The 22,720-nt window shown below is 67.7% G+C and carries 19 protein-coding genes; 2 read left to right on the forward strand and 17 right to left on the reverse strand.

All coding sequences use genetic code 11. The annotated features are described in order from the left end of the window. Positions 1 to 2 precede the first annotated feature (2 nt). Genes hycI through AC6I0Y_RS10030 form a run of 12 tightly spaced genes read right to left on the reverse strand, consistent with a single transcriptional unit; the run spans position 3 to position 12,835 of the window. The gene (gene hycI / locus AC6I0Y_RS09975; RefSeq protein ID WP_370520237.1) at positions 3 to 545 is read right to left on the reverse strand and encodes a hydrogenase maturation peptidase HycI; all 543 of its coding nucleotides are present in this window, start codon (positions 543 to 545) and stop codon (positions 3 to 5) included. Beyond that, positions 542 to 1,096, reverse strand: coding sequence for a formate hydrogenlyase maturation HycH family protein (locus tag AC6I0Y_RS09980; protein ID WP_160707689.1), 555 nt, complete (start codon positions 1,094 to 1,096; stop codon positions 542 to 544). Before AC6I0Y_RS09980 ends, hycI begins: the two co-directional genes overlap by 4 nt. Further along, positions 1,093 to 1,875, reverse strand: coding sequence for an NADH-quinone oxidoreductase subunit B family protein (locus AC6I0Y_RS09985; protein ID WP_160707690.1), 783 nt, complete (start codon positions 1,873 to 1,875; stop codon positions 1,093 to 1,095). Before AC6I0Y_RS09985 ends, AC6I0Y_RS09980 begins: the two co-directional genes overlap by 4 nt. Further along, positions 1,872 to 2,414, reverse strand: coding sequence for a formate hydrogenlyase complex iron-sulfur subunit (locus AC6I0Y_RS09990; protein ID WP_160707692.1), 543 nt, complete (start codon positions 2,412 to 2,414; stop codon positions 1,872 to 1,874). Before AC6I0Y_RS09990 ends, AC6I0Y_RS09985 begins: the two co-directional genes overlap by 4 nt. Positions 2,415 to 2,417: 3 nt before the next feature. After that, complete coding sequence (locus tag AC6I0Y_RS09995) at positions 2,418 to 4,154, reverse strand: hydrogenase large subunit (RefSeq protein ID WP_497731513.1); 1,737 nt, start codon at positions 4,152 to 4,154, stop codon at positions 2,418 to 2,420. Continuing rightward, positions 4,154 to 5,731 carry a hydrogenase 4 subunit F gene (locus AC6I0Y_RS10000; RefSeq protein ID WP_497731516.1) on the reverse strand — a complete coding sequence of 526 codons (1,578 nt, stop codon included), beginning with the start codon at positions 5,729 to 5,731 and terminating at the stop codon, positions 4,154 to 4,156. The genes AC6I0Y_RS09995 and AC6I0Y_RS10000 overlap by 1 nt, the downstream gene beginning before the upstream one ends. Before the next feature lie 3 nt (positions 5,732 to 5,734). Continuing rightward, positions 5,735 to 6,391, reverse strand: coding sequence for a hydrogenase 4 membrane subunit (gene hyfE / locus AC6I0Y_RS10005; RefSeq protein ID WP_497731517.1), 657 nt, complete (start codon positions 6,389 to 6,391; stop codon positions 5,735 to 5,737). Positions 6,392 to 6,403: 12 nt separating this feature from the next. Further along, on the reverse strand, positions 6,404 to 7,330 hold the full coding sequence (locus AC6I0Y_RS10010; RefSeq protein ID WP_497731520.1) for a respiratory chain complex I subunit 1 family protein: 927 nt from the start codon (positions 7,328 to 7,330) through the stop codon (positions 6,404 to 6,406). Between the two features lie 9 nt (positions 7,331 to 7,339). After that, the gene (hyfB, locus tag AC6I0Y_RS10015; protein WP_497731523.1) at positions 7,340 to 9,442 is read right to left on the reverse strand and encodes a hydrogenase 4 subunit B; all 2,103 of its coding nucleotides are present in this window, start codon (positions 9,440 to 9,442) and stop codon (positions 7,340 to 7,342) included. Further along, positions 9,443 to 10,036, reverse strand: coding sequence for a 4Fe-4S dicluster domain-containing protein (locus AC6I0Y_RS10020; protein ID WP_497731525.1), 594 nt, complete (start codon positions 10,034 to 10,036; stop codon positions 9,443 to 9,445). A 41-nt stretch (positions 10,037 to 10,077) separates the two neighbouring features. Next, on the reverse strand, positions 10,078 to 12,267 hold the full coding sequence (gene fdhF / locus AC6I0Y_RS10025) for a formate dehydrogenase subunit alpha (protein ID WP_497731529.1): 2,190 nt from the start codon (positions 12,265 to 12,267) through the stop codon (positions 10,078 to 10,080). Between the two features lie 31 nt (positions 12,268 to 12,298). After that, positions 12,299 to 12,835 (reverse strand): 4Fe-4S dicluster domain-containing protein, encoded by a 537-nt coding sequence (locus AC6I0Y_RS10030; protein WP_160707708.1) that lies wholly within the window; start codon positions 12,833 to 12,835, stop codon positions 12,299 to 12,301. A 420-nt stretch (positions 12,836 to 13,255) separates the two neighbouring features. On the opposite strand from AC6I0Y_RS10030, the gene AC6I0Y_RS10035 reads away from it, so the two are divergent. Further along, a complete protein-coding gene (locus tag AC6I0Y_RS10035; protein WP_160707710.1) occupies positions 13,256 to 13,927 on the forward strand; it encodes a type II toxin-antitoxin system RelB/DinJ family antitoxin in 672 nt (223 codons plus the stop codon). 72 nt (positions 13,928 to 13,999) lie between these two features. On the opposite strand, the gene aspS is transcribed toward AC6I0Y_RS10035, so the two are convergent. The 5 genes from aspS to AC6I0Y_RS10060 form a co-directional block, all read right to left on the reverse strand. After that, positions 14,000 to 15,778, reverse strand: coding sequence for an aspartate--tRNA ligase (gene aspS, locus AC6I0Y_RS10040; protein ID WP_497731532.1), 1,779 nt, complete (start codon positions 15,776 to 15,778; stop codon positions 14,000 to 14,002). A gap of 143 nt (positions 15,779 to 15,921) precedes the next feature. Beyond that, positions 15,922 to 16,329, reverse strand: a complete 408-nt coding sequence (locus tag AC6I0Y_RS10045; RefSeq protein ID WP_497731534.1) for a type II toxin-antitoxin system VapC family toxin — start codon at positions 16,327 to 16,329, stop codon at positions 15,922 to 15,924. After that, positions 16,326 to 16,724: a ribbon-helix-helix domain-containing protein gene (locus tag AC6I0Y_RS10050; protein WP_497731537.1), complete on the reverse strand. Its 399-nt coding sequence runs from the start codon at positions 16,722 to 16,724 to the stop codon at positions 16,326 to 16,328. The genes AC6I0Y_RS10045 and AC6I0Y_RS10050 overlap by 4 nt, the downstream gene beginning before the upstream one ends. Positions 16,725 to 17,203: 479 nt before the next feature. Further along, on the reverse strand, positions 17,204 to 18,517 hold the full coding sequence (gene hisS, locus AC6I0Y_RS10055) for a histidine--tRNA ligase (protein ID WP_497731539.1): 1,314 nt from the start codon (positions 18,515 to 18,517) through the stop codon (positions 17,204 to 17,206). A 491-nt stretch (positions 18,518 to 19,008) separates the two neighbouring features. Further along, positions 19,009 to 21,927 (reverse strand): tetratricopeptide repeat protein, encoded by a 2,919-nt coding sequence (locus AC6I0Y_RS10060; RefSeq protein ID WP_497731541.1) that lies wholly within the window; start codon positions 21,925 to 21,927, stop codon positions 19,009 to 19,011. Between the two features lie 304 nt (positions 21,928 to 22,231). Here AC6I0Y_RS10060 and AC6I0Y_RS10065 point away from each other — a divergent pair, with 304 nt between their 5' ends. After that, positions 22,232 to 22,714, forward strand: coding sequence for a transposase (locus AC6I0Y_RS10065; protein ID WP_497731544.1), 483 nt, complete (start codon positions 22,232 to 22,234; stop codon positions 22,712 to 22,714). The last annotated feature ends 6 nt before the right edge of the window (positions 22,715 to 22,720 follow it).

Genomic DNA, 22,720 nt, shown 5'->3' on the forward strand with positions numbered 1-22,720 from the left:
GATTACAGGCTCATCAGGGGATAGCAGCCGAAGTCTGCTCCGGCGGCTATGACGGCATGGAGCTCATCGACAGCGGCCAGCACCGGCTCGCTCACCGGGTCGAAGAACGCGGTGCCCGCCGGCTGAATGCCGAGGAACGTCACCTCGTCGCTCATCTCCTCCAACTGCCCCAGAAGGTAGGTGATAGGCAGCGTGTGGGTGGTGATGAGCGACTGGACGGCAACGTCCTGGGCGCTGAGGCGACGGACGGCACCGGGCTCGAGGCCCATGGCCGCCGCATCTACCAGAAGCAGGCGCCGAGGCGCCAGGCGACGCAGATAGCCCAGGTCGTTCTCGGGGGTCTGGCCCCCGTCCACCGCTATCCAGCCATCCACCGGCTCCTCCTCAAGCCGGCGGGCCAGCAGCGGGCCGGCAGCGTCATCGCCCCGCAAAACGCTGCCCACGCAGAACGCGACGCAACGGCCACGACCCCCCTCCTCGGCAGCCGCCAGGATGGCCGCGGCGCTCGAGCTCGGTGGCGAGGGCTCCCACCCCGGGGCGCTCACGAGACCCTCCGACCCATGGCGTAGACTTGGGGCTCGCACTGCACCTCGTCGAGCAGGCGCAGGAACTCATCGAGCCACGCTGGCGCATCGAGCGCCGTCACCGCGCGCGTCGACCCCTCGGCGCCCCCAGCGCCCACCGCGGCCTCGACCCCCGCGCCGCCCGCAGTCGCGAGCGCCGCGAGCACGGCCGGCTTCAACAAGCCCACGTGCTCCTTCTTCAGCTCAATCTCGCCGAATCGCTTGATGCCTGCCAACTTATCGCGGGCCTCTCCGGGCTCTAAAGCCTCGAGAACGGCGTCGAACACCTCACACGAGGAGGCCAGCCGCGGCTCCAAGCAGTCGATGACGCCCGTGTGGTGCCCGATGGCCAGGGTGTAGTACAGCACCGAGCGCGCCTCCTCGGGAATAGAGCGCTCATCATCGACGAACTTACGCCCCAGCCGGTAGAACACCACGTCTCGGGCCGTTCGCCTGTCAGTGGCGTGGGCCGCCGTCGGACGGACGGCCGCCGAGGCGCTCATGGCAGCGTCCCCGCTCTCCCCCGCCGTCATTCCTGCACGACCTTACTGAGAAGCAGGGCCTTCAGATCCATGTAAACCGCCTTCTTGCGCAGGTCGGCCTCGCCCTCGATCAGCCGGTCGGCCGCCGCCAGGGCGTCGGAGCGATCCTTCATGAGGGCCATCATGAACTCGTCCACGATCTGCTTGCCGTAGTAGTAGCCGCTCATGAGCCGCGCCTCGCGCTCGAAGGCGGTGCGCACCTTGTAGGGTATGAGCGGGAAGGCTACCGGCGCCTGCTCGCCTGCGGGCGCTACGTGATGGCTCGCGTGAAGCTTCTGGTCGAGCAGACCCAGGGTCACGGCGAAGCCGTAGATGGTAGCCGGCGGCGACGGCGGGCAGCCGGGCACGTACACGTCCACCGGCAGAATGGGGTCGGTACCGCCCCACACGCAGTAGTTGTCATGGAAGATGCCGCCGGTGCACCCACAGGCCCCGTACGACATGACGATCTTCGGATCAGGAGCGGCATGGTAGGCCCGCAGCGCCGGCTCGCGCATCGCGCGGGTCATGGCCCCGGTGTAGAGCAGCACATCAGCGTGGCGAGGCGACGGCACTACCTTGATGCCGAAGCGCTCAGCGTCGAACACTGCGGTGATAGTGGAGAAAATCTCGATCTCGCAGCCGTTGCAGCCGCCGCAGTCCACGCGGTAGACGTAGACCGAGCGCTTGATGGACTCGAGGAGCCTCTTCTTGGCCTCGGCCACCGAGGCGTCCAGCTGGACGGGGTCGGGCTGCCACTGCAGCCGAGCCGGGAAGTCGTTCTCGATCATCGGGCTCCTCCTTCCTCCGAGGCCACGCGGGCCTGGCGCTGAAACGCGAGGGCGTCGTCGCGTCGGCGGCAGGCCAGGCACAGCGACACCGCATCGGCGTCGGCTGCGGCCGGGCCGCCCACCGACTCGAGCACCCGCCGCGCATAGTCGACCTCCTTGGCCGCGGCGTAGGGCTTCCCGCAGCAGCTGCAGCGGGCTACCGGGTAGGCGCAGGACTCGCGCAGATCGGCCTTGTCACGCACGGCCAGCTCGAACTCGGTGGTCAGCACGATGGCGTAGAGGGGGCACACCTCCTGGCAGCGGCCGCAGAAGATGCAGCGGCCGTAGCTGATGTCCCAGGTGATGTACTCCTGCTCGTCATCGAGGTCCATGGTGATGGCGTTGGCCGGACACGCGATGGCGCAGGCGCCGCAGGCGATGCACAGCCGCTCCTTGTGCTCGGGCTTGCCGCGGAACCCCGCCGGCATCTCAAGCGGCTGGAAGGGGTAGCCGATGGTGGCGTCCCCTGCCTTCCGTATCTCCTTGAACAGCTCGAACATGGCCTAGGCCCCCTTTCCCGCCAGCGGGGAGTGGGTGCGGCGCCAGCAGTACGACTCAAGCTGCTGCTTGGTGAGCACCGTCTCCGTCTTCTTCTTCACGTCCACCACGGTCACGCGGTCGGTGCACGAGTAGCACGGGTCCATCGACCCCACGATGATGGCGGCATCGGCCACGGTGTTCCCGCGGAACATGTAGCGCAGGATGGGCCAGTTGGAGTAGGTGGCCGCCTTGGCCCGCCAGCGGTAGCACTTCTGGTTGTCGCCCACCTGGGCCCAGTGCATGTCCTCGCCGCGCGGGGCCTCCGTGTAGCCGAGGGCGTACTTGTGCGGCGTGTAGCGCCAGCCCGTGGCCTGGATGGGACCGCCGGGGGCACCGTCGAGCAGCTGCTCGATCATGGTGAGCGAGTCCATGAACTCCTCCACGCGCACGAGGGTGCGGCTCTGCACGTCACAGCCGTCGTGGCTGCGGGCCTTGAGGCCCGTGAGGTACCGGTAGCCGTCGAAGGGGTGGTCGAAGCGCACGTCACGGGCAAAGCCGCTACCGCGCACGCACGGCCCCACGGGGCTGTAGTCGCGGGCGATAGCCGGATCAAGCCGTCCAACGCCGGCCGTGCGCGACTCGAAGTTCGCCGTGGACATGAGCATGTCCACGAGCGCCTCCACATCCGAGCGGAGCTCCCGCACAAAAGCGATGGTGGCGAGCTTCTGCTCATCGAGGATGTCACGACGCACGCCGCCGATGAGGTTGAGCCCGTAGGTCTTGCGGGCGCCGGTCAGCAGCACCGCTAGGTCCATGGCCTTCTCGCGCACGCGGAAGAAGTGCTGGAAGCCGGTGTCGAAGCCGCAGTAGTGGCACACGAGCCCGAGGTTGAGCAGGTGGGAGTGAAGGCGCTCCACCTCCAGCAGGATGGTGCGGATGTACTGGGCGCGCACGGGCACCTCGATGCCCTGGGCGTTCTCCACCGCCTCGGCATAGGCCACCGAGTGAGCGTTGCCGCAGATGCCGCAGATGCGATCGGCCAGGAAGGTGACCGCATCGTAGTTCAGGCGGCTCTCGGCCACCTTCTCCATGCCCCGGTGCACGTAGAACAGCCGGTAGTCGGCATCGACGATCTCCTCGCCCTCAACGAATAGGCGGAAATGCCCTGGCTCGTCGGAGGTAATGTGGAGCGGACCCATGGGGACCCCCGTGACCTCCTCGGCCTGCCCCTCATAGAGAAACTCGTAGTTCTCCACGTCAGTGACGGGCTCCGGGCGTCGCCGGTAGTCCATGGAATCCTTGCGCAGGGGGAACAACCCGCTCGGCCAGTCGTCAGGCAGAACGAGGCGCCGCTCGTCAGGCAGGCCCTGGGCCCGCAGGCCGAACAAGTCGTAGGCCTCACGCTCGCTCCACACGCAGGCGGGCACGCGCGGGGTAACCGAGGGGTATTCCATGGAGTGGGGGTCTATCTCGGTGCGGACGGTGACGAAGCCCGGATCGGCCTCTTCCATCGACAGCAGGTAGTACAGGGCATAGCGGCCGTTGAGGGGGCGCTCGTCATTGGCAACCATATTGGGCAGCCAGCCGCCGCGACCATAGTAGAGAAACTCCACCACATCGGGCAGCATGTCCTTGGGAACCGTGATGGTCACCTGGTCGGACGCCTGCCACGCGGCATCCAGCACGGCACCGGGGAAGGCGTCCCTCACCGCCTGCACGTGGGTCTCGCCCGGGCGCAGGGCCGCGTTCTTCTTAGTCATCACAGAAGTACCTCCTCGGGCTTCGCGGGATCATCGGCCAGCGCTGCGAGGGCGTCGTCAAACAGGCTGGCGCCTTCGTAGGCAGACTCGCAGTTCATCACGATGGCAGTAGCGTCCTCGATGCTGCTCGCCAGCGGGCCAGGCAGCGCCACGCCGAGCATGACCACGAGCGCCAGCAGCACCGCTTCGGGCACGAGCGCAAGCGCGCCCACATCTCCGCGGGAGACGCCCTCGGGAACCCGGCCCAGGCACGAGCCGGCTATCATGCGCACGAGCGCCATGATGACCACGACGAGCGCCGCCAGCACGAGCACCACGGCCCACCAGCAGTCCGCCGCCACGCCGGCCAGGATCATGGCCATCTCGCTCACGAACAGGGCGAAGGGCGGAAACCCCGCCAACGCCAGGCAGCCAGCCACGAACAGCACGCCCGTGACCGGAGCCGCCTTGAGCAGGCCGCCGATGCGTCCCAGGTCACGCGTGTGGTACTTCATCATGACATTGCCGGCCAGGCAGAACATAAGCGCCTTGGTGAGGCCGTGGGCCACGCAATGCACAAGCGCGGCGATGATGCCGAGCGGGCCGCCAAGGCCCAGGCACACCGCGATGAGCCCGACGTTCTCGCACGAGCTGTAGGCCAGCTTGCGCTTGAGGTCGCCCTGACGGTACACCTCGAAGGCGGCGTAGGCCACCGACAGCACGCCGAGGATCATCATCACCATCTGGGGAAAGTCCGGCCCCACATTGGCTGCCGTCAGGATATAGAAGCGCAGCACAATGAGGATGGCGCACTTGAGCAGCACGCCCGAAAGCAGCGCCGAGACGGGGCTCGGGGCCTCGGAGTGAGCGTCGGGCAACCAGGTGTGCATGGGGAACAGGCCCGCCTTGGTGCCAAAGCCGATGGCCGCGAACACGAAGGCGATCATCATGAGCGAAGGATCGAGCAGAGACGCGTTGGGCAGGATGGCCGTCCAGAACACGGCCTGATGAGCATCGGCCATGACGTCGGCGGCGTTGGCGTAGACGAGCAACGTGCCGAACAGACCGAAGGCCACGCCCGCCGTACACACGATGACGTACTTCCAAGCCGCCTCCAGGGCCAGCTTGGTGCGATAGACCCCCACGAGGAACACCGTGGAGAGGGTGGTAGCCTCCACCGACACCCACATCATGATGATGTTGTTCGACGTAACAGCCAAGATCATCGAAAACACGAAGAGGCTGAAGAAGGCGTAGTACTGCTTCACCTGAGAGGGCCCGAGCCTGCCGTCGGCCACGTCGTGGGCCACGTAGGGCAGCGAGTAGACGCCGGTGCACGGAGCGATAACGGCGATGAGCCCGAGGAACAGGGCCGACAGGCCGTCGAGGTGAAACCATCCCCCCAAGGCGAACACGTCCGCCCCGAAAAAGACAGACGCCACCAGGGCAAGGCCCGCCACGGCGACCCCGGCCAGGGAGACCAGGTGGATGGCCGCGTAGATGCCCTGCGGAACGCTGCGGGACGGCAGCACCGCGATGAGAAGCGCCGCCGCCAGGGGGCATCCCAGCATGATGATGAGCAATGTTGAGTAGTCCATGGCTTATCCCTTCAGCTCGCAGAGGTCATCGGCGTCAAGGGTGTGGGCGTAGCGCGCCATGCGAACCACGAGCACCGCCAGGATGATCACCGCGAAGATGGCGTCGGTGGCCACCCCGATCTCCACCAGCTCGGGAGCCTCAGGCGCCAGAAGCGCCAGGGAGACGTGCGAGCCGTTCTCCATCAGGCAGTACCCGAAGATCTGCTTGAAGATGGAGCGCTGGGTGACGATGCAGGTGAGCCCGATGAAGAAATGCGCCAGCGACACGGCCAAGGTGGGCTTGACCTCAGCAGCCGTGGGCAGGTCGATGCCCGACACGGCCACGAAGCAGACGAACACCTCCACAGCCACCAGCGCCACCGACTTCATGGGGTTGAGCTTGGGCGGCAGGTCGGCCTGGGCGTCGTCGCCGATCTTCTTGAGGGCATACAGGAGGATGGCGGGCACGAGCACCACCTTAGTCGCGAAGGCCGTGGCCGACCAGGTGAACAGCTCCCCCGACCCCGTGGCAAAACCAAGGGACGCGAGCACGCCCACGAGCACGAGGGACTGAAGGGAGTAGAGCCAGGCCGCGGTGCGCCCCGCGCGGGCGAGCACCACCATCATCGACGTGATGATGAGGCAGGCCCCGAGGACGTTGACGAGCGGGTAACCGAACATGACATCACCACCTTAGATTCCGATGACGAGGAACACGAGAGACAGCGACGCTATCCCCACGACGAACCAGGTGTAGCGGCCGAGCAGCTTGTAGCGCACGCGCATGACCGAGTTCTCGATGACCGCCGCCACCAACAGCACGGCAGCCAGCTTGACCAGGTAGGTCACCAGGCCCAGCAGAAGATCGGCCGGAGCGAGCGAGGCAGCGGCGCCGAAGGGCAGGAAGATGGCCACGAACAGGCTGGCCACCACGAGCTGCTTCACGGACACGCCCAGCTTCAGCATGGCCAGAGACGGCCCCGAGTAGGCCGCCAGCGGCCCTTCCTGGATCTCCTGCTCGGCCTCGGCCAGGTCGAAGGGCAGCTTGCCCATCTCGATGTAGCAGGCCATGGCGCACGCCACGCCAGCCACCACCACGGCCACCGCCGGGTATGCGCTCAGGGTTCCCACGGCTTCCGCCATGACGCCCACATTTGTCGAGCCCACCGCCAGCGCCATCACGAACAGCACGAGCATGAGAGAGGGCTCCACCAGCACGCCGACGAGCAGCTCGCGAATGCCGCCGATGGAGGGGTAGGCGGCGCCGGAGTCGATGGACGCCAGGCTGAACAGGAAGCGCGGCAGCGCCATGAGGTAGAGGATGGTGATGATGTCTCCGAGCAGCGGAACGGGGCAGGCCTGCATGATGAGGGGCAGCCCCGCGGCAAGGAGGGCCATAGTGCCCAGGTACACAGCCGGCATGGCGCGAGACACAAGTCCGCTCGGCCCCTCGCGCACCTCGCAGCGGTGCCAGAGCTTAGCCAGGTCGTAGTAGTCTTGCAGGACGCTCGCGCCCGTCCGGGAGTGCATCCGCGCGCGAATCTTGCGGGCGATACCCGACACGAGAGGCGCGAGGGCTACGAGGAGGACGGCCTGGAGCACAGCGATGATGACAGTCATGGCGTCCCCCTATCGAACCAGGATGATGAGCGCGAGGAAGAACACGAGCGCTCCGACGATATAGACGATGTAGGTGCGGAAGTCCCCGCTCTCCAGCCGGCTGAACCAGCGGCCGACCGACGCGACGGCCGAGAGCACCGAGGTCGACAGCGCCGAAGGCGCCTCCTCGGCCGGGGCTATGCCATGGCGCAGATCGCGCTCGTAGCGCGAGGAGCCCTCGGCGCCAGCGCCAGCCGCGGCCGGCGCGGCAGACACGGGGGCATCCTCAGGCGAGCTGAGAGCGCGCTCCAAGAGGCGCGCCACCGCCTGACCCGCGCGGTTGACCGCATGTCGAATGCCGTAGAGCGGCCCCATGAAGGCGCGCACGTTGGCACCCACCGTAGAGGCGAGCACCTCCATCGACAGATCGGGCTCGTAGCCGCACTGCCAAGGCGCCGGGTCCTCCTTGAAGCCGGCGCGGCGGTTGGCCGCGTTGCGCACGAGGGCGCACGCGCCAATGACCACGGCCATGAGCACCGCCAGGATGAGGGGCGACACCACCGATGCGGTGCCGAGGGACACAAGCTCGAGCCCCGCGGTCGCCGGCAGCTCCGGCGCCAGGGTAAGGGACGCGCCAATGGCGTTCACCACCGGGGTCACGGCAACAGCCCCCAGGCCCAGCGCCACGCAGGCAATGGTGAGCAGCACCATGGCGGCGGTCATGGGAGCCGGCGACTCATGGGCGTCGGCCGCCGCCTGGGAGCGGGGCGCAGCGAGGAACGTAACACCGAAGGCCTTCACGAAGCAGGTCACCGCCAGCGCGCCGGTGATGGCCAAGGCCACCACGGCGAAGGCGAAGACGATGCGCAGGAACAGGTCGCCCTCCATGGCCGCCCCGATGAGCCCCTGGTAGGTGAACCACTCGGACACGAAGCCGTTGAGCGGCGGAATGGCCGAGATGGCAAGCGAGCCTACCAGGAAGCACGCAGCCGTCCACGGCATGAGCCGCGCCAGGCCGCCGAGCACCTCCATGTTGCGAGTGCCGGTGGCGTGCAGCACGCTACCAGCGCCAAGGAACAGCAGGCCTTTGAACATAGCGTGGTTGACCAGGTGGTAAAGCCCGGCCAACAGTCCGATGCCCGCCACCCAGGGAAGCCCCGCGGCCCAACCGTAGATGCCGGTGCCCACGCCGAGCAGGATGATGCCGATGTTCTCCACCGAGTGGTAAGCCAGCAGGCTCTTCAGGTCATGCTCGCCCAAGGCGTACACCACGCCAAGCACCGACGACGCCGCGCCGATGACGATGACGAGCACGCCCCAGCCCACCTGGCCGCCCGTGGCGCCCAGCAGGTCGAAGCACACCTTGAGCATGCCGAAGATCCCGATCTTGATCATGCCGCCCGACATGAGGGCTGACACGTTCGACGGTGCCGCGGGATGGGCCTGGGGCAGCCAGGAGTGGAACGGCACCATGCCCGCCTTGGCCCCGAACCCGAAGAAGGCGAGCACGAAGGCGATGGTGGCAGTAGCCGGCGCGAAGGCGCAGGTGCGGTAGTCCATGAACTCAAGCGAGCCGGCAGACACGGCCATGGTGAAGAACGACAGCGCGATCATCAGGAACCCGATGTGGGCCATCACCAGATAAAGGAAGCCGCCGCGTAGTGACTTCTCCGTCTGGTCGATGATGACGAGCACGTAGGATGTGAGCGACATCAGCTCGAAGAACACGAGGAACCAAAACGCATTGTCTACCAGGATGACAAGGTCCATGGAAGCGATGAACAGGTTCATGAAGAACCCGATGACGCCAATGCCCTTGTCGTAGTACTCGTCAAAGTAGGACAGGCCGTAGAGCCATGCGGCGAAGGCCAGCACGGCGATGACGGCCACCAGCAGTCCCGCGAGCGGATTCAGCAGGAGCGTGAAGTCGGTGAAGGGCATAGGGCCCGGCAGGCTCACGTACACGGCGGGCCCGAACAGCGCCATGATGCCGCCAGCGGCGCCGGCCACGGCTGCGGCCATGCCACCGACGCAGGCCACCGTCTTCGACGCCGCCCGCGCCTTCCCCAGGATGAGGGAGGCCACGGCGGTCACGCAGGAGAGCCCCAGCGAGAGCACGATAAGTTCAAGCATTTAGGGCCTCCTCAGGTTCGTCGAGCGGTTCATCATGATCTGGTTCGCGGTAGCCGCGGCCCTCATCTTCTCCTTGCGGATGCCGGTGAGGGCGGTGACGTCGCGCACGTAAAGCGCGTTGGTGGGGCAGGCGCGCACGCAGTGCGGGCCGCCCTCGGGGTCGTAGGTGGAGCACAGGTCGCACTTGACGGCGCACGTGTACACGCCGATGCTCCACGCAAGAAGGGGCGAGACGCCCCTCGGCTGGGTAGGCGTGGGAAACGACAAGCCGGCGACGCCTGCCGTGGACGTGCCTGAGGGGTGGATGGCCCCGAAGGGGCACACCACCGCGCAGAGCTTGCAGCCTATGCAGGTCTGCTCGTCCACGACGATGGCCACGTCGGTGCGCGTGATGGCATCAACGGGGCATACGGCGAGGCAGGGCGCCCCCTCGCACTGATGGCAGGTGACCGCAGCGGTCACCTGCGGGGTGAACGTCAGCGCGAGGCGGGGCTCCGCCTGCAGCCCGGCCTTTCGGTGGCCTTCGCTGCAGGCGGCTTGGCACGTTCCGCACCCGATGCACCTATCCGGCTCGATGGCGATGAAGGTGTTCATTGGCAATCCCATCAATGATGTAGTCGGTTGGCGGATACCCCTTACTCGGCGCCCTCGCAGGTAGGCTCGACGTGCTGGGCGGCAGCCGTCTCGGCCAGATCCTCCTTGAGCTGGCTGTAGAGCTCCTGCAGGTGGCGCTCCGCCCACTTCTGGTCGGGCAGGGCCTCTACCTGGCAGGCGGAGAACTTGTCCTCCGGCGTGCGGGAGCGATCGTCCACGTGATGCAGGGTGAGGTTGTTGCACTTGCCAATCCACCACTGGTAGGTCATGTAGACCGTGCCCGCGTTCACGCGCTCGTCGATGACCGCGCGACTCATGGTCTCACCGCGACGCGACCAGGCCCGCACGAGCTCGCCGTCACGGATGCCTCGCTCCTTGGCGTCATCGGGGTGGATGCGCAGCTCACCCGGCTCGTCGGCCAGCAGGGCCAGCACCTTGCAGTTGCCCGTCATCGAGCGACAGGAGTAGTGGCCCACCTCGCGCACCGTGCACAGGATGAGCGGGAACTCCTCGTCGGGCATCTCAGTGGGATCGCGGTAGTCGTGGGCCACCAGGTGCGCCTTGCCCTCCGGCGTGGTGAACTTCCCGCCGAGGAACAGATCCGGCGTGCCGGGGTGGTCGAGCGTGGGAATGGGCCACTGGGCGTGCCCCGTACCCGCCATCTTCTCGTAGGTGGCGCCGTAGGCAGCCGGCCACAGGGCACGGCACTCCTCGTCCCAGATCTGCTGGGCGTTCTCCCAGTGCATGTCGTAGCCCATGCGCTCAGCGAGCTCGCTGAATATCTGCCAGTCGTGCTTGCACTCGCCCTTCGGCGGCACCGCCTGGCTGAAGTACTGGAAGGTGCGGTCGCAGGCCGTGAAGACGCCCTCATGCTCGCCCCAGCTCGTGGCCGGCAGCACCACGTCGGCCATGGCCGCGGTCTGGGTCATAAAGATGTCCTGGCACACGAACAGGTCGAGCTTCTCAAGCATCTTGGTAAGATGCGGCACATCCGGCTCGGTTTGGACAGGATCCTCGCCGAAGTTATAGAAGGCGCGGATCTTGCCCTCTTCGATGAGCCTCGGCAGATCGGAAACCTTGTAGCCCACATGATCCGACAGCGCCTCCACCGGCACGTTCCAGTGGTCGGCGAACTTCTGGCGGATATCCGGGTCGGTGACCTTCTGATAGCCGGGGAAGTAGTTGGGCAGCGCCCCCATGTCGCAGGCACCTTGGACGTTGTTCTGGCCGCGTACCGGCGCCACGCCCGAATTGGGCTTGCCTATCTGGCCGCTGACGCAGGCGATGGCGGCGCAGGCGTGCACGGCTTCCACGTTCTGGAGGTGCTGGCAGACGCCCATGCCCCAGCACAGGATGGAGGACGGCTCGGCGGTAGCGTACATGCGGGCAGCCTCGCGGAGCAGCTGCGGGTCGACGCCCGTGATCTCCTGAGTGTTTTCCGGCGTGTACTCCTTGATGGTGTCCCACCACTCGTCGAAGCCGAGGGTGTGCTCCTTGACGAATTCCTCGTCCACCAAGCCTTCGGTAACGATGACGTTGGCAAACGCGTTCAGGAAGGCGATGTTGCTGCCGTTCTTAAGCGGCAGGTAGATGTCGGCGATGCGCGCTGTCTCGATGACGCGCGGGTCGGCGACGATGATCTTCGCGCCCTTCTCCTTCGCCTTGACGATGCGACGGGAGACGATGGGGTGCGAGGCGCTCGGGTTGTACCCGAACAGGAACAAGCAGCCTGCGTCCTCCATGCCGGGGACGCCGCAGCTCATGGAACCAGCTCCGAGGGTGTCAATCAGACCGACGACAGTGGGGCCGTGTCAAGTTCGGGCGCAGTTGTCTATGTTGTTCGTACCGAGACAGGCGCGCGTGAAACGCTGCATGGCCAGGTTCGACTCGTTGCCGGTGCCGCGGGAAGACCCCGTGGTCATGATGGCGTCGGGGCCGTACTTCTCCTTGATCTCCATCAGCTTGGAAGCCGTGAAGTCCAGGGCTTCGTCCCAGGTGACGCGCTCGAGCTTCCCGCCCTTCTCGCGACGCAGCATCGGATGGTACAGGCGCGGCGTGAGGATCTTCGTGTCGTTCACGAAATCATAGCCGCACATGCCTTTCAGGCACAGCTCGCCTTGGTTGGTCAGGCCATCCAGGCCCTCCGAGCCGACGATCTGGTCGTTCTCTACCAGCAGGTTCAGCTTGCAGCCTGCCCCGCAGTACGGGCAGACGGCCATGTGCTTCTCCATCAGGCTCTCCTCTCTTTCCTCGGTTATCGTCCTAGTTCAACGGCACGCTCGAGAAGCTCGCGTGCGCCTCGGCGGCCGCCCGGCGCTTCTCACGCTGGCGGCGTTCAAGCTCCTCCTCATCCACAAGCAGCAGACCACCGGTGGGGCAGGCAGCCACGCAGGCAGGGCCGCCCTCGCGGTCGACGCACAGGTCGCACTTGATGATGGCGGCTCGGGGGGTGGTGGCCAGGCGCAGCCCGCCAAGCAGGGCCGAGCCCTCCTCGGTCACTATCTCCACCGCCCCGTAGGGACATGCCAGCACGCAGCTGCGACAGCCGATGCATCGCTCTTGGCGGATGGCCACGCGCCCCTCGTCCTGATACAAGGCGCCCTGGGGGCATGCCGCGGCACAGGGGGCATCGGCGCAGTGGTGGCACACGATAGGCGCCGACACCGACAGCGTGGTGATCAAGTTGAGCCGCGGACGCGGCACGTCCCCGGGGACGCTGTGCTTCAGCACGCAGCCAGCCATGCAGGTCTGGCAGCCGATGCACAGGCCCGGGTCGGCGACGACGAACTTTGAGCCCATGATCCCTCCTTTTCGTAGATTGCGCTTCCTATCTCACGACCAGCACGGCCGATGGCGCCAAGACAGCGACAAGCCAGGAGGGCATGGCTTCGCCCTCGCGCGGATCGTCACGTTGGTGGGTTGAGTTGTAGGATTCCTCGACGGGACAGGGACGGCGAGGCGCCTTGCAGGGGTTGGCGGAGCGTCTCGTCGTGGACGTTATAACCCCGGCCGAAAAGGTTGGCAAGTACCCTCTTTTCGCCGCCCGCGCTGCAGGGGACAGCTCGGCTGCGCGGGATGATTCATAAGGCGTGTTACAATCGTACTACATTGATTTAGATTGACCTGGGTATTCAGTGACGACAATGGGGCATTCCGCTGGGTTTTCGCCACAAGAGAGCCTTCCCGGCGCTCCGGGAATTTTTTTGGGAGGGGGACGCCATGCCGAAGCAGGCGACTCTGCAGGTGAGGATGGACGAGGAGACGAAGGCGCGAGCAGAGAAGCTGTTCGCGGCCCTGGGGCTCACGCTATCCGAGGCCGTCCGGCTGTTCATGGCCCAGAGCGTGAACGAGCGGCGACTCCCCTTCACGCCCCGGCTCAACGGGGGCGAGGGCGGCGACGGCGCCTTTGGCAAGCTACGCCCCTACGGCAAGCCGAACCTCGACGGCGAGGCGCGAGCCGTTTGGCTCCGCGAGCAGGGAGAGCGGGCCGAACGCCGGCAGCGGCGCGTCACGCGCGCGGAAAGCGATGAGACCACCATCGTGGACGAGACGATGCTGCTGCACTACCTGCTCGATGATGAGCCCCGGGCGGCGGCCCAGGCGCGGCGCATCATCGGATCGGGAGCTGCTCGCGTCTACCCGGAGACCATGGTGGCCCTCGTCGATGCCCTTGAGACCGACTACCGGGTGCCGCGCTCGCTCATCGGCACCGTCGCCGAGCTGCTTATCGACGACGTGACCCTCGACGACGCCCCCGCCATACGGCTGGCCTCCCGGCTCTACCCCACCGCACGGCTTCCCTACCGCGCGTGCCTCCTGGTCGCGCGCAGCACCCTGACCGGCTACCCGGTGGAAAGCCTCGACAAGGCCGTGACCCGCGCCGCCCGATAGCCCCCCCCACGCAGAAGGGCCCCTCCCGCATCGACGAGAGAGGCCCTTCGCTCAATCGCAGCGCCTCCGCGCCTACAGCAGGCGCAGGTTGACCTCCTTGAGCTGGCGGCCGGTGACGGCGTTGGGGGCGCCGGTCATGGGGTCGCTCGCGCTCGAGGTCTTGGGGAAGGCGATGACGTCGCGGATGGAGTCCTTGCCGGCCAGCAGCATCACCAGGCGGTCGAGGCCCAGCGCGATGCCGCCATGCGGCGGGGCGCCCAGCTCAAGCGCGTGGATGAGATGGCCGAACTTCTCGTCGATCTCCTCGTCGGTGAGGCCCAGGCGGCGCAGCACGCGGCGCTGCTCCTCCACCTGGTGGATACGGATGGTGCCACCGCCCACCTCGAAGCCGTCCATGACCAGGTCGTAGCTGTACGAGCCGCACTCCAGCGGAGCGTCCTCGATCTTGCCCAGGTCCTCCTCCAGGATGTGGGTGAAGGGATGGTGCTCGGCGGAGTACTTGCCCTCGTCCTCGTCGTACTTGAACATGGGGAAGTCCACTACCCACAAAAGCGCGTGGCCCTCGCGCGGCACGTCGAGAGCCTCGGCCATATGCAGGCGCAGGGCGGAGAGCACCGCGTTGGCCACCTCGGGCTTGTCGGCCGCGAACAGCAGCAGGTCGCCCGGCTCCACCTCCATCTCGGCCTTGAGGGCCGCCCACTCCTCGTCGGTAAAGAACTTCTTGATGGGGCTCTTCTCCTGGCCGTCGGTGGTGAACGCCACCCAGGCCATGCCCTTGGCGCCGTTGGCCTCGGCGATGGAGGCCAGCTTCTCCACCTCGCCGCGGCTCCAGTCGCCCGCGCCCTTCGCGTTGATGGCCTTCACCACGCCGCCGGACTGGGCCACGCTCGCGAACACCTTGAAGCCGGTGTCCTTCACCAGGTCGGTGATGTCGTGCAGGAGCATGCCGAAGCGAACGTCGGGGCGGTCGTTGCCGTACTTGGCCATGGCCTCGGCGTAGGGCATGCGCTGCAGCGGGAACTCGTGCGCCACGCCGATGGCGTCGAGCGTCTCGGCCATGACGCCCTCCATCATGTTCATGACGTCGTCGCCCTCGACGAAGGACATCTCGATGTCCACCTGCGTGAACTCGGGCTGGCGGTCGGCGCGCAGGTCCTCGTCGCGGAAGCAGCGGGCAATCTGGTAGTAGCGCTCCACGCCGGCCATCATGAGCATCTGCTTGAACTGCTGGGGGCTCTGGGGCAGGGCGTAGAACTTACCCGGGTTGGGGCGGCTCGGGACGATGTAGTCGCGCGCGCCCTCAGGCGTGGAGTTGGCGAGGATGGGGGTCTCGATCTCCAGGAAGCCGCGCTCGTTGAGGGCCTGGCGCATGGCCTGGGCCACGCGGTGGCGCAGGGTGAGGGCGGCCAGCATCTCCGGGCGGCGGATGTCGAGGTAGCGCCACTTCATGCGGGTAGTCTCGTCGGTCTCGATGCCGTCCTCGATGGCGAACGGCGGGGTGACGGACTCGTTGAGCACCTCCACGGCGCTGGCGAGCACCTCGATGTCGCCCGTGGCCATGTTGGGGTTGACGGCGTCGGCGCCGCGCTCACGCACCGTGCCGGTCACCTTGAGCACGTACTCGCGGCCCAGGTGCTCGGCGCGGGCGAAGTCCTCCGCGCTCACGCAGTCGGGATCGACGACGACCTGGGTGTAGCCCTCGCGGTCGCGCAGGTCCACGAAGATGAGGCCGCCGTGGTCGCGGTTGTGCCACGCCCAACCGGTCAGCACCACCTCGCTGCCCACGTTTTCCTGGCGCAGCTCGCCGCAAGTGGCGGTATGCATGCAGTTTTCGTTCTTCAGGTCGTTCATGACGGCGTCTCTCCTTGGGACCGGGTATCTTGCCTGCCGCCCGCGCCGCCGCGCCCCGCAACCGGGACACGACAGCCCAAGCGGCCTGATCGCGCAAACTGGCCTATTGTACCGCGCCCGCACGCCCACGACGAGCCGCGCCCCTAAATCGAGCAAACCTCCACGCAGCTGACCCGGCATTCGGCGCAGAGGCCGGCGAGTCGCTTGTCGAGGGTGAACAAGGTGGCTCCCCGACGGCGCGTCAGCACCAGGTACATCATGTCGTAGATCGGGTGGTTGCAGCGAATCGACTCCGCCAGCGCCTCCTCGATCAGCTCCCCGTCTTCCACGAACTCGTCCACCAGCATGGCAAGGCCCGCCAGCACGGTCGACGCATCCGTCGGCGGAAGCACACCAGCCCGCACGCACTTCCAGACCACGTTGGCCCCCTCGATGAGGTAGAAGCGGGGCGCGATGACCTTCTCGCCCTCCAGCATGAGAGCTTCCAGCGCCTGGCCCTCCCCCGTCTGGCGGGCCATGGCCATCGCGGCGCTCACGTCGAGCACGATCATGCGCTTCTCCCCACTTCCCGCGCAGCCGGCTCCTCGCAGAGCCCGCAGGCCTCCAGGATGCGTTCCGTGCGCTCCTCGCGCCCCTCGCGAACCATGTCCACGATCTCGTCGGTGGTGACGTCGACCTTCCAAGGCAGCCGGCGAATCTCCTCGAACAGGCGCCTTCGCTTCCCGATGCGAGCCTGGCGGTCCTCCTCGGTGTCGAGCACGAGGGGGCTGGGAAGCAGATCCGGACGCGCAGGTTCCTCGCTGACGCCGGCAGGGCTGTGGCGTCGCAGCCCCTCCTCCACCAGCGCTATGGTCTGCTGGGCCACGCTGCGATGCTCGGCCGCGGCAAGCGCCTTCAAGCTCGCGTACAGGCCATCCGGAAAGTCCCTCACTTGCAATGCGGGCATGGCGTCCTCCCCTCAATGAATGCATATTGCATGCATTGTACATGGTACGAGGCGGGAATGCTGCCATGATGGGAGGAGATCAGGCAGTCACGGCCGACTATCCCCTGATAGGGAGCGGCTTTCCTCGAGGCTTGCCTACAGCTAGACCAGCAGATGCGGGCTCGCCCGCCATCGCTCGACCCCTTCGTCGAAGACCTCCCGCCACACAAGCCCCACCGCGGCGCCCCGACGCAACCCAGCGCCTCAACCCCGCCCCGCGCACCAGTCGGCAACCACGCGAGGATGCGGTAGAACGGCGCCGAGGACGGCCGAGCCCTACCGCACAACGCGGCACCTTCGCAACAAGCCAGCGAGATCGCCGCTTTTTTCCACCGACCCCCCCCCCGCAACGGGCCCCAAACCCAAGCACGCCGCCCGGGGAGGGGCGGCGCGCTTGGCGACAATGCATGCGAGGCGCCGGAAAGACGGCGCGTCGGTGTCTACAGAAACACCCGGTGCATCTCCTCGGGGACGTCCTCGAGCTTGACGCGGGCCTCCTCGTGGGTGCCCATGTCGCGCAGGGTGCAGGCCCCCTCGGCCAGCTCGTCGGGACCCAGGACGGCCACGCGGGCGGCGCCCAGCTTGTCGGCCAGCTTGAACTGGCTCTTCAGGCTGCGTCCCTGGTGGTCCATCTCGCAGACCACCCCGGCATCGCGACACGCCTGCACCAGCCCGAAGGCCTGGGCACGCACCGAGTCGTCCACGCAGGCCACGAACAGGTCGCAGCGCTGGGCGCGGGGCAGCTCCACGCCCGCAGCCTCCAGCACCAGCATGCAGCGCTCGTAGCCCAGGGCGAACCCGAGGCCCGGGGTGGGACGGCCGCCCACCTCCTCGGCCAGCTTGTCGTAGCGCCCGCCGCCGCCGATGGCGTTCTGGCTGCCCAGGCCGTCGCTCGCCTGCACCTCGAAGACGGTGCGGGTGTAGTAGTCCAGCCCGCGCACCAGCGTGGGATCCTCGGTGTAGGCCACGCCGGCGCCGTCGAGCAGCGTCAGCACGTCAGCGTAGTGCTGACGGCAGTCGTCGCACAGGTGGTCGGTGATCTTAGGCGCGCCCTCCATAACGGCGGCGCATCCCTCCTTCTTGCAGTCGAAGGCGCGCAGGGGGTTGATCTCCGCGCGGGTCATGCACGTCTCGCACAGCGCGTCGGCGTGCTCCTCCAGGTAGGAGCGCACCAGATCACGGTAGGCCGGGCGGCACTTCTCGCAGCCCATGGAGTTCACCAGCAGCTCCATGGAAGCGGCGGGGATGCCCACCTCCTCGTAGAAGCGCATGAGCATGATGATGGCCTCGGCGTCGATGGAGGGCGCCTCAGCCCCCAGGCACTCCACGCCTATCTGGCTGAACTGGCGCTGACGGCCCTTCTGCGGACGCTCGGCGCGGAACATCGGACCCGCGTACATGAGCTTGGCCGGGGCCGCTCCCTGCGGCACCAGGTTGTGCTCCACCACGGCGCGCACCACGCCGGCCGTGCCCTCGGGGCGCAGCGACAGGCGGCTCTTGGACTTGACCTTCTCGCCTGCCAGCAGACGCTTGAGGTTCTCGCCCGAGAGCGCGGCGAACATCTCCTTGGACACCACGTCGGTGGCCTCGCCGATGCCGCGCACGAACAGCTCGGCCTGCTCGATGAGGGGCGTCTCGATGAGCACGTAGCCGTAGCGGCCGAACACCTCGGCGGCCGTGTCCTTGAAGCGCGTCCAGAACAACGCCTCGTCAGGCAGCAGATCGCGGGTTCCCTCGGGTGCTTGGATGGCCATGGTTCCTTCTTTCGTCAGGTTTTCCGGGCGCTATTGTAGCGCAAGGCAAGGCTGCGGCGGGCACCCGCCCCGCCGGGATGCGGGCACGGCACGGCGCCGGGCGCAGGGACGTCGCGGCCCGGACGGGGCCGCCGCGTAGAATCCGGCCGCAAAATGGCCAAAAATGTCGACCTGACGACGTATTGGGGGCACCTGGAGGCGGCTTTCCGAGGCACGGCGTTACGCGGACAGATGCCTACAATCCATGACCTGGGATTACGTTAAGCGAACCGCCGGGCGCCCACTGTGCCTTGTCGTCAAGTCGTCATTTTTGGCCATTTTAGGCAGACGCTCCGCACGAAGCCCTGGCAACGAGAGGGCGTCAGGGCAGCGGGCAGGCGCGCAGGCGGGCGGCGGGTCCCAGGACAGCGGGCGTCGCGCAGGCGGGCGGCAGGCGGCAGCCCCCCGGGGGCGCAAACGACCCCCGCAGGAGCACCCCTCAACCCCCCCCCTCAGGCGCGAGGACGACTGGAGAGGGAGCGCAAAACGCTGGCCAGGGCGTCATCGGGACGATGCTGGAGGTAGGTGGCCAGAAGCGAGCGGCCCACCGCGAACAGGTTGGCGTCCACGGCGGCGCGCAGGGCGTCCCACAGCTCCACCAGGCGGTCATCCACCGGCGCGACGGGGATGCCGGCGGCGTCGAGCACGTCGTCCACCTGCTCGCGCGGCAGCAGGTCCAACCCCTCCTCGCGCATAAGCTCGTGCAGCTCAACCGACGCCTGGGGCGCGTACACCGGCGACGCCATGATGGACTTGCAGTAGCAGGCCAGCCCCTCCCGCGCGCGGCCCGCCTTCCATTCCACGTAGGCCAGCTGGTAGTACGCCATGGCTATCTCGTCGGAGGCCGTGGAGAAGGCCAGGCAGCGCACGAGCAAGTCGGCGGCGGCCTCCAAGTCGCCCACCAGCATGGAGGCCCGCGCGCAGCGGCGGTACGCCAGCGAGAACGTCGGCGCCAGCTCGATGCAGCGCTGTCCGTAGGCCATCGCGGCCTCGGACTGGCTGAACGACTCGTCGAGCAGGTTGATGGCGTCCAAATAGCACAGCAGCAGCGCCGGCGGAACGAGCTCCACCTCACGCCCCTCGTCGAGCCCGCGCAGGTTGTAGGCCAGACGCCCCGCATAGCTGTCGAAGAAGCGGTGCACGGCCTCGCCGGTGTCGGTGAAGCGGCCGCTCGACTCCGCGGCGGCGATGGCCTCGCCCAGGATGTCGGCCGCCCGCTGCGGATCGGCGGGCACGGCGGCGCGGGCGCGGGCCACGGCCTCGGCCAACGGGTTCTCGCCGATGAGGCAGGCACGCACGGCCTCGCGCTCGCCCAGGGCCACGCTGCCCTGCGTGAGCGCCGTCATCAACCGCGTGCAGCCCTGGTACACGAGCGGGTCGCCCGTGGCTCCTTGGACGGCCAGCACCTCGTGGATGGCCTCCTGCACGGTAGCGGCACCGGCCACGGCCTCGGCCAGCTCATCAGCCGCGCGGCGCAGCCCGCCGTCGTAGACGACGCGCACATCGCGGGCCGAGCGGGCACCGAGGGCTTGCCGCCAGGCATCGGCGAGCGGGGCGTCGGCGCACTCGGGCGCGTCCTCGCGCACCACGCGGGCAGGGCGGCCCTCCAGCAAGCAGAAGGGGTCGCGCGGCTGCGGGCCCAAATCGCCCACGGCCGCGGCATCACCTTGCGACGGGTCCAGCACCGCGCCGAAGGAGCCGAGGAACGCCACTGGGTCATCCGACGCGACCCCCCGACGGGCGAAGCGCGCCCGGTCGAATACCACCTGGTAGAAGAGGGGGCCGCCCGAGAGGTCGGTGGCGGCATCGGGCGCAAGCGCCTCGTCGTCGGCAGCCAGCACGAGGGCGGCGACCTCATCCCACGAGTACCGCGCCTCAGCCCCGCCATCATCCGGCGAGCCGTCCTCCTCCGCCGCGAGCGGGCGGGTGGTCACCATCACCTCATCGATGGATCCCGATGCCGCGAAAGCCGCGCTCGCCAGGGCGATGCCCAGCTGCGCCGCATAGGCGCGCGCCATCTGGTCTCGCTCGACGGGCGCAAGCTCCACCCAGCGCGCTGCCGCCTCATCGTAGCGATGGCGCGGCATGAGCGAGGCATCGGGCGCCGTCACCAGAAAGGCCGCCACGCCCGGCGCGGCCACGTCCACGTCGAACGCCACGCGGAAGCGATACGGCAGGCGCAGGCGCTCGAGGGCCTCGGCCACCGACACCCGCGCGTCCCACTCCCCCGCCGCCGACCCGGCGCCTTCGCCGCTCGAACGCGCCGCGTCGCCCACCTGGGAGGCAACGCCCACGCGCAGGGCCTCATCCCACTGGGCGCACGTGGCCTCATCGGCCAGGGCCGCCCGCGCGCCCAGGGCATCGCTCAGCAGCAGAAAGCGATTGAGCGCCGACTCCACAGCCCAGATCGTCCGCTCCGGAATGCCCGCGTCCTCGTCGACCTCGCCCAGGTAGAAGGTGTTCGCGTAGCGCCGCGTGCGGATGAGCCGCAGCGGCCCCTCCTCATCGGCGCCGTAGAGCCAGCCGCGACTCGCGCGATCCGTGAAGCCCGCCTCCTCCAGCCACGCCACCAGCAGCGACGCCAGCGCCGGCGGCCGCAAGGCCGGATCGCGCCGGGCGCGCTCCACCAGCAGGCGCACGGCGCGCAGCCCGCGCACCGGGTTGGCGGTTCCCAGCAGCTCGAAGATGCACCCCAGCCCGCTCGACGGCACGGGGATGCCCGTGAGCGACGGTCGGTAGACGCAGGCCAGGTACGCCCGCGCCAACGCGTCGGGATAGGCCAGGCCGGATGCGGCGGCGCCGAAGTCGTACCAACTGCCGAACAGGTCGTAGCGCCCGGCGCTCACCCGGTACGACGCCACGCGCCGCTCCTCGCCGCCCGCGTCGGCAACCACCACCCAGCCCGCCTCATCGGCCTCCGGGGCCACCTCGTCATCGCGCACGAACGCCAGGTCGGGGACGCGAGCCGGCGGCACTTCGCTCGGCTCGTCGGCGGCAAAGGCGCGGCCGAAGCGATCGAGGTACGCCAGGACGCGCACCTCGCTGCGTCCCGTGAACTCCACGAGGTAGCGGTCGTCTTTGAAAGGGGCCGGCAGCACGCCGCACACCCAGCCTACCGCCACGTCCGGGCCGATGGGACGCCCAGCCGGCGCCGCCTCGGCCGCCGACGGCAGCCGCAGCACCGTGCCATGGGGCCCCGGGAGCACCCCGCCCTCGGGCAGCGGCTCCGAGAACGGGCCGCCGGAGGGCTCCTCCGCCCCGGGAAACGGCGCCAACGCGCCCTCAAGCACCCGTCGGGAGCCACCGAGCACCCCGGCCAGGCCGCCTATGCTAAAAACACGGGGCTCACGGGCCCCGTCGTTGGTTTCCACGTCTCTTCGCTCCAAGCGGACAAGGCGCCCCTGCGAGGCGCCGCTCATCGTTCCGCTCAATTGTAGCGCAAGCCGTCCCCGCCCACCGCCCGTCCGAAGTCCCGGCGCGAGGAGAGGATGCGATCCGCCTTCACCACAGCGCCCTCCACGATGAAGAAGGCGACGTAAGGGCCGAGCCGCCCCAAGCACCGTCATTGCCGCCGAATTGCAGGCATGAAAAAGGGCCGCCCGCGAATGAACTGAACCCCGATAGTGGGACTGGAAACAAAAGTTTTCAGTCCCACTTGTTTTGAGGGGTGATAGCTTGAGGCACGGAACGGACGTCAGAGCCGAGGCGGTGAGATGCTTCGAGGCCGGCTACGCGGAAAATGCGGTCGGACGAATGCTGGGAATATCCGTCACCATCGTAAAGAAATGGCTTTACACTTACAGGGCACTCGGAAAGGAGGCCCTGCTTGTGACCGGGCGCAATACCTACACGCACGAACTCAAGGTCGAGGCAGCCAGAGCCGTCATCGAGGGGAGGATGTCCAAGCCCGATGCCATGAAGGCCTACGGCCTCAGATCGAAAACCCAGATAGACACTTGGTGCAGGCTCTATCGAGAGGGCGGTGCGGACGCGCTTCTGCCCAGGCCGAAGGGCAGGCCCAGGAAGGCGGAGATATGCTTCCCCTCCCGCGAAGAGGAGCTGGAGGCGCGGGTGCGCGAGCTGGAACTGGAGCTCGAAATCCAAAAACGAATCAACGCCTTGGCGGACGAGATCGAGCGGAAGCGGCGGACTCGCTGAGGCGCG

It is taken from the genome of Adlercreutzia sp. St.1H8, from assembly GCF_059728655.1.

Bases quoted from the DNA above. Each gene is read 5' to 3' on its own strand.
- AC6I0Y_RS09990 (WP_160707692.1), bottom strand. From the start codon at position 2,414: ATGTTCGAGCTGTTCAAGGAGATACGGAAGGCAGGGGACGCCACCATC.
- AC6I0Y_RS09995 (WP_497731513.1), bottom strand. From the start codon at position 4,154: ATGACTAAGAAGAACGCGGCCCTGCGCCCGGGCGAGACCCACGTGCAG.
- aspS (WP_497731532.1), bottom strand. From the start codon at position 15,778: ATGAACGACCTGAAGAACGAAAACTGCATGCATACCGCCACTTGCGGC.
- AC6I0Y_RS10020 (WP_497731525.1), bottom strand. From the start codon at position 10,036: ATGAACACCTTCATCGCCATCGAGCCGGATAGGTGCATCGGGTGCGGA.
- hyfB (WP_497731523.1), bottom strand. From the start codon at position 9,442: ATGCTTGAACTTATCGTGCTCTCGCTGGGGCTCTCCTGCGTGACCGCC.
- AC6I0Y_RS10010 (WP_497731520.1), bottom strand. From the start codon at position 7,330: ATGACTGTCATCATCGCTGTGCTCCAGGCCGTCCTCCTCGTAGCCCTC.
- AC6I0Y_RS10045 (WP_497731534.1), bottom strand. From the start codon at position 16,329: ATGATCGTGCTCGACGTGAGCGCCGCGATGGCCATGGCCCGCCAGACG.
- AC6I0Y_RS10000 (WP_497731516.1), bottom strand. From the start codon at position 5,731: ATGGACTACTCAACATTGCTCATCATCATGCTGGGATGCCCCCTGGCG.
- hisS (WP_497731539.1), bottom strand. From the start codon at position 18,517: ATGGCCATCCAAGCACCCGAGGGAACCCGCGATCTGCTGCCTGACGAG.
- hyfE (WP_497731517.1), bottom strand. From the start codon at position 6,391: ATGTTCGGTTACCCGCTCGTCAACGTCCTCGGGGCCTGCCTCATCATC.
- AC6I0Y_RS09980 (WP_160707689.1), bottom strand. From the start codon at position 1,096: ATGACGGCGGGGGAGAGCGGGGACGCTGCCATGAGCGCCTCGGCGGCC.
- AC6I0Y_RS09985 (WP_160707690.1), bottom strand. From the start codon at position 1,875: ATGATCGAGAACGACTTCCCGGCTCGGCTGCAGTGGCAGCCCGACCCC.
- AC6I0Y_RS10030 (WP_160707708.1), bottom strand. From the start codon at position 12,835: ATGGGCTCAAAGTTCGTCGTCGCCGACCCGGGCCTGTGCATCGGCTGC.
- AC6I0Y_RS10050 (WP_497731537.1), bottom strand. From the start codon at position 16,724: ATGCCCGCATTGCAAGTGAGGGACTTTCCGGATGGCCTGTACGCGAGC.
- AC6I0Y_RS10035 (WP_160707710.1), top strand. From the start codon at position 13,256: ATGCCGAAGCAGGCGACTCTGCAGGTGAGGATGGACGAGGAGACGAAG.